Here is a 10816-nt window from a genome sequence, read left to right on the forward strand (position 1 = left end):
AAACTCTCGCTTGCTGTTTCAATGACCCCGATAGCGTCAGTTAATCTGCCTGACGGCGCAAGAACGCGGGAATATCCAAATAGTCATCGGCATCAGGCGCGCGACGCTTCTCGGCACGTGGTTTTGCAGTTGGCTCAGGCGCTTCTTTACGCGCCGTTGCCTGCTGACGCATGACAGTTGGCTGTTGCAACTTGCGGTAATCTGAGGAGGCTTCAGCAGCAGACCGGCGTACTGGCTCACGAGAGGCTACTTTACCCTTACTCCCATCCAGACCAGCGGCTACCACGGTAACACGCAGCTCATCGGACATTTCCATGTCGATAGAGGTACCCACCACAATCGTTGCCTCCTGAGAAGCAAACTCTTGAACAGTGGCACCTACATCATTGAATTCACCGATCGACAAATCGGGGCCGGCGGTAATATTAACCAAAATACCGCGAGCGCCGTGCAGATCAATATCTTCAAGCAGCGGGCTACGAATGGCTTTTTCAGCCGCTTCGCGAGCACGATTTTCGCCAGTTGCCCCACCCGTGCCCATCATCGCCATGCCCATTTCTGACATAACGGTGCGTACGTCGGCAAAATCGACGTTAATAATGCCCGGGCTGGTAATCAACTCTGCGATACCTTGAACGGCGCCCAACAACACATCATTAGCAGCGCTAAAGGCGGTTAGCAGCGTGGCGTTTTTGCCTAGCACAGAAAGCAGTTTTTCGTTGGGAATAGTGATCAACGAATCAACGTGCTCAGAAAGCTCTTTCATGCCTTCTTCAGCGGCGCGCATACGTTTCGGCCCTTCAAACGGGAAGGGCCGAGTTACTACTGCAACCGTCAAGATACCTAACTCTTTGGCAACCTGGGCAACGACAGGTGCACCACCGGTACCTGTACCACCACCCATGCCCGCCGTGATGAATACCATATCTGCACCGGTTAATAACTCAGCGATGCGATCACGGTCTTCCATGGCGGCTTGTCGACCGACTTCAGGATTGGCGCCGGCTCCAAGCCCCTTGGTGATTTCACCACCAAGCTGCAGGACTGTCTTTGCAGACACCCGCTTAAGCGCTTGAGCATCGGTGTTAGCGCAAATAAATTCAACGCCTTCGATATTACTTTCGACCATGTGGTTGACCGCGTTACCGCCGCCGCCGCCAACACCGACCACTTTGATGACCGCACTGCTCGAGGGTGCGTTATCTACCAATTCGAACATAAGCCCCGTCTCCTGAACCGCGCTTGCGGCCCTGTCAGAAATTTCCTTTGAACCAGCCTTTAATTCTTACCAGCGCCGATTGACCTTCCTTGATATCACGCCGGACGACTTCGTTGCGCCCTTTGTGCGCAGCAACGACTTCACCGTGGCTTTCTAGGCCTTGCCCATGTCGCGCTTCTTGCAATGCATAATGCAGCAAACCCACGCCTGTCGCATAAATTGGATTGCGTACCACATCAGCCAACCCTTTGACATTTTGTGGACAAGCAATACGAACAGGCATATGAAAAATTTCTTCTGCCAATTCGCTTACCCCTTCCATACGCGAGGTGCCACCAGTGAGCACCACACCAGCAGCCACCATATCTTCATAGCCACTACGGCGTAATTCGTCTCTCACCAACGTAAATAATTCCTCGTAACGCGGCTCAACCACTTCAGCAAGAGCCTGTCGCGATAAATCACGAGCCGGACGATCTCCTACGCTGGGGACTTTAATCATTTCATCGCTTGCCGCTAGCTGTGTCAGTGCGCAAGCGTATTTAACTTTAATCTCTTCGGCATGCTGGGTTGGTGTACGCAATGCCATCGCTATGTCATTAGTGACTTGGTCGCCTGCTATCGGTATAACGGCAGTATGGCGAATGGCACCTTCACTAAAAATGGCCATATCAGTGGTTCCGCCACCAATATCGACCATGCAAACGCCCAATTCTCGCTCGTCTTCGGTAAGCACCGCCATACTAGAAGCTAGCTGTTCAAGAATAATTGCGTCAACGTCCAGCCCACATCGCCGAACACATTTCTCAATATTTTGAACGGCGTTCAACGCTGCTGTCACCAGGTGAACCTGTGCCTCTAAGCGAACACCTGACATTCCTAACGGTTCGCGGATACCGCCTTGGGCATCAATTGAGAACTCTTGGGGCAATACATGTAAAACACGCTGCCCTTCCGAGACCGCGCGTGCACGGGCTGAGTCAATAACGCGCTCGATATCAGATGGTGTGACTTCCCTTTCTTTAATTGCAACCACCCCATCTGAGTTCATTGAACTGATATGACTACCAGCAACGCCGACATAGACAGAGTGAATATCGCAACCAGCCATTAACTCAGCCTCTTCAACAGCGCGCTGAATAGACTGCACTGTTGATTCGATATTAATCACCACACCACGCTTCATGCCACGTGATGGATGAGAGCCGATACCCGCTATCTCAATCCCGCCGTCATCGGTGGGTTGACCGACTATCGCGACGACTTTGGACGTTCCAATGTCCAGCCCGACAACCATATTGGATGCGTTGGGTGAGCCTGCCATGAGTCGGATAATCTCCTAGAAAAAATTGTAAAAGAAACTTGTTATTCGTAACTGCGCCAACAGTGTTAAAACGGCGATACAAAATCATCCCGAATAACATTGACGCCTACCGTAATATCAAGCCAAATGCTGACCGTAATTAAATAAAACAGCCCATAAAAAAACATCAGCTATAACATAGTATAGAAACAATACTCACAATACGACTAGCGCATGCCTACGATAATCGCCTTTGTCCGCGATTTAAACCCTATTCATGGCTTTTCGCAGTTGGCAACCACTTACATTTACCTACTTCTTGCACATTGTAAGTCGCTTACTCCTCATCTTCTTCTGCAAAGTCGCTTTCTCCGTGCCAGGCAACTGCCACACCATTCGGATAACGCAAGTCAATATAGCGAATATGATCGCCAACTTGCGCCAGTTCACGCTGCCACGACGCTGATAGGCGCGCTAGGCGAATTTCATGCTGACGCCTGCCTAGCATTACCCAAGCGCCATTGCTCAACTGAAGCCGCCATGCACCACGCGGCTCTAGGCGTAATTGAGAAAGTGACAACGATAACCCCTGGAAATGAGGTGTTAAGCGGCGATAATAGGTAAGCACCTCTTCGCCACTTCCCGTCGGCCCGGCTAAATCAGGAAGCCCCTGAGGAACAGCAAGCGGTGCAAACGCAAACGATTCACCTTGCGGGTTAAGTAGAAAGTCATCGTTCCAACGGGCCACTGGCGTTTGCTCTACCAACTCAAAAACAAGCGCATTAGGCCACTCTCTGGAAATTCTAACTTCACTTAACCAGCCAATTCTTAACGCACGCTGCCGCAGCTCACCTAGATCAGCCGAGAGCCAAGTTGCCTCTTGAACGAGGGGCGCTAGCTGAGTACGGAGGTAATCAGCACTCACATATTCCCACTCGCCACGAATAGATACACGCTCGATAGGCCTATCTAACCATAGCCATAAGGCACGCCCGCCAGCGCCTAGCAACAGTGCCAACAATATGAGGCCTAACCACGCATTACGCTTCTTCATGGGCAGCTGCGTTGAACCGCAGTATTCAATATACGCATCACCAACTGATCAAACGCTATGCCCGCATGCGCTGCCGCTTGAGGCACTAAACTATGATCCGTCATTCCTGGCACTGTATTAACCTCAATCAGCCAAAACTTGCCCATCGCGTCGCGCATCACATCGACACGCCCCCAGCCTTCGCCACCTACCGCATCAAAGGCTTGCTTGCATAGCTCTGCCAAAGACTGCTCGTCATTGGATGTTAAGCCGCAAGGAAGGTGGTACTGGGTTGTGTTAGCAATGTATTTCGCTTGGTAATCATAAAAGCCGCCTGGGACTTCAACACGAATAGCCGGCAATACATCATCGTCAAGCAGCGCAACGGTATACTCTTCGCCCACAATGAACCGCTCAGCCATGACACGGGCGTCATAGCCCGCCGCCTCATGGTAGGCAGCTTCCAATGCCTCCTGGCTTTTAACGATGCTAATACCCAGCGTGGAGCCTTCGTGAACAGGTTTTACCATCATTGGTAAACCTAGTTGCGATACCACCATAGACCAATCAGATGTCTCACTGAGCATGATGCTTTGAGGAGTAGGCAGCCCTACAGCCTGCCAAATCTGCTTCGTACGCTGCTTATCCATTGCTAACGCTGACGCCAGCACCCCGCTACCGGTGTAAGGCAGCCCTAAAAGCTCAAGCGCGCCCTGTAGCGTACCATCTTCACCACCACGACCATGAAGAGCCACAAAAACAGCCGTCGGGGCAAGGCGTTCTAGCCCCACCAATCCCTCTTCTTTTGGATCGTAGCCAATGGCATCGATACCTTGACGCTTTAACGCACCAAGCACAGCCGCACCGCTTTTAAGCGATACTTCACGCTCTGCTGAAGTACCACCATAAACAACAACAACGCGTGCCAAGGGGTCATTCAATGACATTGTTGTACTCATAGCTCTACCTTATCTAGCGATAATTTGGCTTGCGCGAAACGTAACGAAATGCCGCCCACATCACCAGCGCCTTGAGTAATGAAAATATCCCCAGGGCGGAGCAGTTTGCTTAACAGTGCCGGTAGCTCCTGCTTATGTTCAACGAATACGGGATCAACTTCTCCTCGCTGGCGAATCGACCCAGCAAGGGTGCGTCCTTCCGCACCTGGAATCACGGCTTCCCCAGCGCTATAAACATCCAATAGAACGAGCGTATCCACTTGAGAAAGCACACGCACGAAATCTTCATAAAGGTCACGGGTGCGACTGTAGCGGTGTGGTTGATACAACATGACCAGTCGACGATCCGGCCAGCCGGCACGAACCGCCTGGATAACCATGTCAACCTCACGGGGGTGATGCCCGTAATCGTCTACCAACATAATCTCGCCATCAGCCATGGGGGCACTGAAGTGGCCATGCACTTGAAAGCGGCGCCCTACACCAGCAAAACTTGCCAGCCCACGAAGAATGGCCTCGTCACTTACCCCGGCATCCGTTGCGACAACAATCGCCGCCATCGCGTTTAACGCATTATGGCGACCAGGCATTGCTAGCCGAACCGCTAATGGAGCCGCATCCCCAGGACGCACTGCAGTGAACGAAACTTCACCGCCTTGCTGGGTAAAGTCCACAATACGGTAATCAGCATCTTCATCGAAACCGTAGGTAACAAACTGGCGCTTCACCTGATCACGTAGCGACCGAATGTTAGCATCGTCAATACACAGCACTGCCAACCCGTAAAACGGCAAATTATGCAGAAACTCGATGAACGTGCTTTTTAAGCGCTCAAAGTCTCCACCATAAGTCGCCATATGGTCTGCATCGATGTTCGTTACAATTGAGACCATTGGCTGAAGATGAAGAAACGACGCATCCGACTCATCAGCCTCAGCGACTAAATAATCCCCCTCACCCAACCGAGCGTTAGCGCCAGCGCTGGTGAGTTTCCCACCAATCACAAAGGTGGGGTCTAACCCGCCTTCCGCCAGTAGCGTTGCCGTCAAACTGGTTGTGGTCGTCTTGCCATGGGTTCCTGCGACCGCAATGCCATGGCGAAAGCGCATCAGTTCGGCTAGCATTTCGGCACGCCTAACCACGGGCACACGATGCTCATGAGCCCAGCGAATTTCAGGATTTGTTTCATCAATGGCACTGGAGACAACCACGACATCAGCGCCTACCACGTTCTCTTCAGCATGGCCGATAGCAACGCTAACACCACACTGGCGAAGGCGCTCAACAACATTCGATGCCTTCATATCGCTACCACTCACGCTGTAACCCTGATTCGCGAGTACTTCAGCGATTCCACACATACCTGCGCCACCGATACCAACAAAGTGCAAACGCTTAATGCGGCGCATACCAGAGCCGCTTGGGCGGACACCTGAGTGCAACGCATTATTAATAGAGTCGGTCACGCAGTCTCTCCTTGTTTAACCAGCGCTAAACATCCCTTTGTAAGGCGCTCAGTCGCTTCTAAGTAGGCCGTCTGACGGGCTTTAGAAGCCATATCTGACAAAACGCTCGGGACTAATAGCTCATCTAAATAGTGTGTTAATCGCTCGGGGGTAAGCTCAGACTGGGTAACACAAAGCGCCGCCCCGGCCTTTACCAAAACGTCAGCATTGACCCGCTGATGATCATCAACAGCAAATGGAAACGGCACTAACAAGGCAGGCTTTGCCGCGGCGGCAAGCTCTGCCACGGTTAGCGCTCCGGCGCGGCAAACGACTAAATCTGCCCACTCATACGCAGCCGCCATATCATCAATAAAAGGCGTAACATCTGCCACAATGCCATGTTCAACATAGGCGCTTGCCGTCGCCACATCTCGGTCTTTGCCCGCTTGATGGCGAACATCAGGGCGTCGTTCTGGCGGCAAACCCGCCAGTCCGAGCGGTAAACGCTCATTCAATGCGACCGCGCCTAGCGAACCACCAACAACTAATAAGCGCAGCGGGCGAACGGTCAGTTCAGACGCACTTCTTGGATGCTCACCCAGTGCAGCAATATCTTCTCGCACCGGATTGCCAATCACTTCCGCCTTGTCACCAAAAGCCTCGGCAAACGCCGCATATGTGCGGGTCGCTAATTTTGAGAGCACCTTATTGGTCAGCCCAGCAATAGCATTTTGCTCATGTATCACCAATGGCACCCTGGAAAGCCACGCTGCCAACCCACCGGGGCCACTGGCAAATCCACCTAACCCAACCACCACATCAGGATTGAAGCGACGAATCACCTTTCGCGCCTGCAGTACGGCTTGGGAAAGGTTCAGCGGCGCTCTAAGCCACCCAGCGACTCCTTTGCCACGCAGACCGCTTATATCGATGGTATGAAGCGTAATACCTGCTTCTGGTACTAGGCGATTTTCGATCCCTCTTGGGCTTCCCAGCCATTCAACGTCGACATTGTGGGCTTTGAGTGAACGTGCTAATGAAAGCGCCGGAATAACATGACCTCCGGTACCTCCTGCCATAATCAAAATGCGTCGACGTGTGTTCGTCGTCACAAACAACTCCTTGAGTAGTTACGATAACCGAGGTTCATGGCGTGACTTGTTGGCTGTCGACAGGCGACGCGGACGGTGACGCGTCTCTGCATCTACGCGCAGCAACAAGCCAATCATCATGCCGGTTACCAATAAACTTGAACCGCCATAGCTAATCAGCGGCAATGTTAGTCCTTTCGTTGGCAATAGCCCCGAGCTTACTGCCATATTGATAAATGCCTGAGCAGCGATAACGAAGCCAATACCATAGCCGACATAGGCACCAAATAAATGGCCTGCCAGCTCGGCACGACGGCCAATCAACATCGCTCTGGTAATGAGTAACGTAAATAGCAGTACCACAAGAATGGCCCCAATCATGCCAAGTTCTTCTGCGATGACAGCAAAAATAAAGTCGGTGTGAGCTTCAGGCAGGTAGTGAAGCTTTTGAACACTATTACCTAAACCAGTACCGGTCACATGCCCACGACCGAAAGCAATCAGCGCCTGAGTAAGCTGGTAGCCAGTGGCAAACTGATCAGCCCAGGGGTCCAAGAAGCTCGTCCACCGCGCTAATCGGTAGGGTTCCATAACGACCATCATGACGGCACCAACAGCCAATACGCCACCACTACCAAATAGCAAGGTAAGTGAGGCGCCGCTCATCATTAACATACCAATAACGCACACGGTATATACCACCATGCCGCCAAAATCAGGAGCAAGAAAAAGCAACCCCGCCGGAACGGCAAGCACCGCTAAAGGTCGCCACATACTGAATGCCCGTTGGCGCAGGTCATAGGTAAAACGGGACATGAAGGCTGCCATGTAAAAAATCAAACCGATTTTTCCAAGCTCCGAAACTTGCAGGCTAGGTAAGGGGCCAGGCAGTGAAATCCAGCGTTTACTGCCGTTAACTTCCTGGCCAACCACTAGCACTAGCACCAGCATGATGATGCTCACTAGCAAAATGAGCGCTGCGTTTTGCCGCCATGCTTCCAAAGGAACACACAGCATAAAAAAACAAGCCAATATAGCCAGGATTAGAAAAATGCCATGCTGCCGGGAGTAGTGATAGGTATTTTCAAGCAGACCTACCGAGGCGGAACTTACCATCACCCAGCCTAATCCGGCTAACGCTACGGCGGCGACGATCAACCACACATCGGAGGGTAAATGTCGCGTAGTCAAAGCATCACGGATACGCTGTACTCGACTCATAACCTCTCTCCTGAGTGATTATGCTGTTTATGCTTTTGCTCAACCCAAGCCCGAAAGGCATCGCCTCTCGCTTGGTAATTGGCAAACTGGTCTAGGCTTGCACAGGCGGGTGACAGCAATACACAGTCGCCGGGCTCAGCTAATCCCCAGGCCACGTCCATAGCTTGGGTTAAATCGCTGACTAGGTGCACTGGAACAGCAGATGAGATAGCGGCCTCAAGACGGTGTGCGTCAGCACCAAATAGCACCGCAGTTTTAGCGCTCTCTGCCAGAGGCATCGCCAGAGGGGTAAAGTCAGCACCTTTGCCGACACCACCGGCCAATAAGATTATTTTCCCTGTCAGAGACGCGCTAATGCCTTGAATCGCGGCCAGCGTAGCGCCAACGTTAGTACCTTTTGAATCATTCACCCACATAACGCCATTAATTCGAGCGATTACTTCACTACGATGAGGCAACCCCTTAAAAGCAGCTAACGCCTGACACATTGGCGCTTTTGCGAAGCCTAACGCCTTACCCATGGCCAATGCTGCTAGTGCATTGGCATAGTTATGTCGCCCTGCCATCGTTAAGTCGTCTGCATTAAGCCAAGCTTCATCACCATGGACTAGCGTTAACCTGCCGGCTTTTTCAACCACCCCCCAGTCATTACCTGCGGGGGCGAAAGCCGTGAAACGCTCTACATGACCAATAGGCGACTCTGGCCAAGTGAGCGCATCGTCCGCGTTGACAATGACTGATTGCGCACCGCGAAAAATACGCTGCTTAGCGCGGCGGTAACCCACCATATCTCCATGACGATCTAAATGATCTTCACAGAGGTTTAAAAAAGCAGCCGCTTTAGCACCCAAATGAGGCGTTGTTTCCAGCTGAAAACTAGAGAGCTCAAGGATGTAAAGCTCGGCATCTGGGCATTCAACTAATAAATCCAATGCAGCCGTACCCAAATTGCCACCCACCGCAGCTTTAACACCAGCTGCTCTAGCCATCTCGCCGAGCAATGTCGTAACAGTTGACTTGGCATTAGAACCAGTAATAGCAGCAATCGGTGCATTCACCGCGCGGACAAACAAAGCAATTTCGCCTATCAGCACGGGCTCCCCCGTTGCTGGATTATAACGCTCTAGTAAGCCAGCGAGTCCTGGCGAATGAGGATCGACACCAGGACTGACAACCACTTCGTAGGCATCTGTAAAATCCAGCGCTGTTAACGGGCCACAATAAACCTCAACACCGGGATTCTCATTCTGAAAAGCGTCTAACCCCGGAGGCTCGGCTCGCGTATCTGCCACCATAAATGGCACGCCTTGGCGCGCCAAATGTCGACAAATAGCTCGCCCGGAGATTCCCAGGCCAACAACAACGGTGACTCCATTTGCGACTCGCACGATGACCGGCTCCTTTGTGCATCACGCTAATAGTGGCAACACTGCCGCTATTACTACTTTGCTAATCATCGAACTTTAAGCGTAGCCAACCCTAACAGCACCAGCACGACGGTAATAATCCAGAAACGCACAATGACCCGCGGCTCTGGCCAACCTTTCAGCTCATAATGGTGATGCAAAGGTGCCATACGGAAAATACGCCGACCGGTAAGCTTATAAGAGCCAACCTGAAGAATCACCGAGACCGTTTCAAGCACAAAGATACCGCCCATAATAAACAGCACAATTTCTTGACGCACAATAACGGCCACAACGCCTAGCGCGGCCCCTAGCGCCAGCGCACCCACATCGCCCATAAACACTTGAGCGGGATAAGTATTGAACCACAAGAAGCCCAGGCCAGCCCCTGCAATAGTGGCACAGAAAACAGCCAGCTCGCCGGTACCATGAATGAAAGGAATATGCAGATAGTTGGCAAACACAGCATTCCCACTGGCATAGGCAAATACGGACAACCCCATTGCCACTAACACGGTGGGCATGATCGCCAAACCATCAAGACCATCTGTAAGATTGACTGCATTAGAGCTGCCAACGATCACAAAATAGGTCAACACGATGTAGAACACGCCAAGCGGTAAAGCGACATCTTTAAACATCGGGATCAATAAGCTAGTTTCAGCCGGTGTAGCAGCCGTGATATAGAGCACCAAAGCAGCGCCAATCCCCACCACCGACTGCCAGAAATACTTCCAACGAGCGGGCAATCCACGCGGATTCTTTTCGACAACTTTGCGATAATCGTCGACCCACCCAATAGCGCCAAAGCCTAATGTGACCAGTAGCACCACCCAAACGTAATGATTGGTTAAATCGCCCCAGACCAGCGTACTGATAGCAATAGCCAACAATATCATTGCCCCACCCATTGTGGGCGTACCCGCCTTAGACAAATGAGATTGAGGGCCATCATCACGAACCGCTTGGCCAATCTGACCTTCCACTAACCGGCGTATAACCCAGGGCCCCAGCCAAAGGCATAGCATAAGGGCGGTTAGCGCGGCGAGAATGACACGTAAGGTTAAATAGTTAAAAACTTGGAAAGCAGACTGATATTGGGCTAGAAAATTCGCCAGGTGAAGTAACATAAACGG

9 protein-coding genes are annotated in these 10816 nt (G+C 51.8%); all 9 read right to left on the reverse strand.

Translation table 11 applies throughout. The annotated features are described in order from the left end of the window. Positions 1-40: 40 nt before the first annotated feature. On the reverse strand, positions 41-1219 hold the full coding sequence (gene ftsZ, locus IR195_RS12470) for a cell division protein FtsZ (RefSeq protein WP_125749054.1): 1179 nt from the start codon (positions 1217-1219) through the stop codon (positions 41-43). 34 nt (positions 1220-1253) lie between these two features. Continuing rightward, a complete protein-coding gene (gene ftsA, locus IR195_RS12475; RefSeq protein ID WP_089037730.1) occupies positions 1254-2543 on the reverse strand; it encodes a cell division protein FtsA in 1290 nt (429 codons plus the stop codon). Between the two features lie 316 nt (positions 2544-2859). Then, positions 2860-3576: a cell division protein FtsQ/DivIB gene (locus tag IR195_RS12480; protein ID WP_125749057.1), complete on the reverse strand. Its 717-nt coding sequence runs from the start codon at positions 3574-3576 to the stop codon at positions 2860-2862. Beyond that, a complete protein-coding gene (locus tag IR195_RS12485) occupies positions 3573-4514 on the reverse strand; it encodes a D-alanine--D-alanine ligase (RefSeq protein ID WP_206047709.1) in 942 nt (313 codons plus the stop codon). Before IR195_RS12485 ends, IR195_RS12480 begins: the two co-directional genes overlap by 4 nt. Continuing rightward, the gene (gene murC / locus IR195_RS12490; protein ID WP_125753641.1) at positions 4511-5923 is read right to left on the reverse strand and encodes a UDP-N-acetylmuramate--L-alanine ligase; all 1413 of its coding nucleotides are present in this window, start codon (positions 5921-5923) and stop codon (positions 4511-4513) included. Before murC ends, IR195_RS12485 begins: the two co-directional genes overlap by 4 nt. 53 nt (positions 5924-5976) lie before the next feature. Continuing rightward, entirely contained in the window at positions 5977-7074 is a 1098-nt protein-coding gene (murG, locus tag IR195_RS12495) for an undecaprenyldiphospho-muramoylpentapeptide beta-N-acetylglucosaminyltransferase (protein ID WP_146943345.1), read from the reverse strand. Between the two features lie 18 nt (positions 7075-7092). Further along, positions 7093-8274: a putative lipid II flippase FtsW gene (gene ftsW, locus IR195_RS12500; protein ID WP_125749066.1), complete on the reverse strand. Its 1182-nt coding sequence runs from the start codon at positions 8272-8274 to the stop codon at positions 7093-7095. Continuing rightward, on the reverse strand, positions 8271-9665 hold the full coding sequence (gene murD, locus IR195_RS12505; protein WP_206049791.1) for a UDP-N-acetylmuramoyl-L-alanine--D-glutamate ligase: 1395 nt from the start codon (positions 9663-9665) through the stop codon (positions 8271-8273). The genes ftsW and murD overlap by 4 nt, the downstream gene beginning before the upstream one ends. Before the next feature lie 62 nt (positions 9666-9727). Beyond that, the gene (gene mraY, locus IR195_RS12510; protein ID WP_125749072.1) at positions 9728-10810 is read right to left on the reverse strand and encodes a phospho-N-acetylmuramoyl-pentapeptide-transferase; all 1083 of its coding nucleotides are present in this window, start codon (positions 10808-10810) and stop codon (positions 9728-9730) included. Positions 10811-10816 lie beyond the last annotated feature (6 nt).

This window comes from Vreelandella venusta, assembly GCF_015689495.1.
Lineage (GTDB): Bacteria > Pseudomonadota > Gammaproteobacteria > Pseudomonadales > Halomonadaceae > Vreelandella > Vreelandella venusta.

Bases quoted from the DNA above. Each gene is read 5' to 3' on its own strand.
- ftsZ (WP_125749054.1), bottom strand. From the start codon at position 1,219: ATGTTCGAATTGGTAGATAACGCACCCTCGAGCAGTGCGGTCATCAAA.
- ftsA (WP_089037730.1), bottom strand. From the start codon at position 2,543: ATGGCAGGCTCACCCAACGCATCCAATATGGTTGTCGGGCTGGACATT.
- IR195_RS12480 (WP_125749057.1), bottom strand. From the start codon at position 3,576: ATGAAGAAGCGTAATGCGTGGTTAGGCCTCATATTGTTGGCACTGTTG.
- IR195_RS12485 (WP_206047709.1), bottom strand. From the start codon at position 4,514: ATGAGTACAACAATGTCATTGAATGACCCCTTGGCACGCGTTGTTGTT.
- murC (WP_125753641.1), bottom strand. From the start codon at position 5,923: ATGCGCCGCATTAAGCGTTTGCACTTTGTTGGTATCGGTGGCGCAGGT.
- ftsW (WP_125749066.1), bottom strand. From the start codon at position 8,274: ATGAGTCGAGTACAGCGTATCCGTGATGCTTTGACTACGCGACATTTA.
- mraY (WP_125749072.1), bottom strand. From the start codon at position 10,810: ATGTTACTTCACCTGGCGAATTTTCTAGCCCAATATCAGTCTGCTTTC.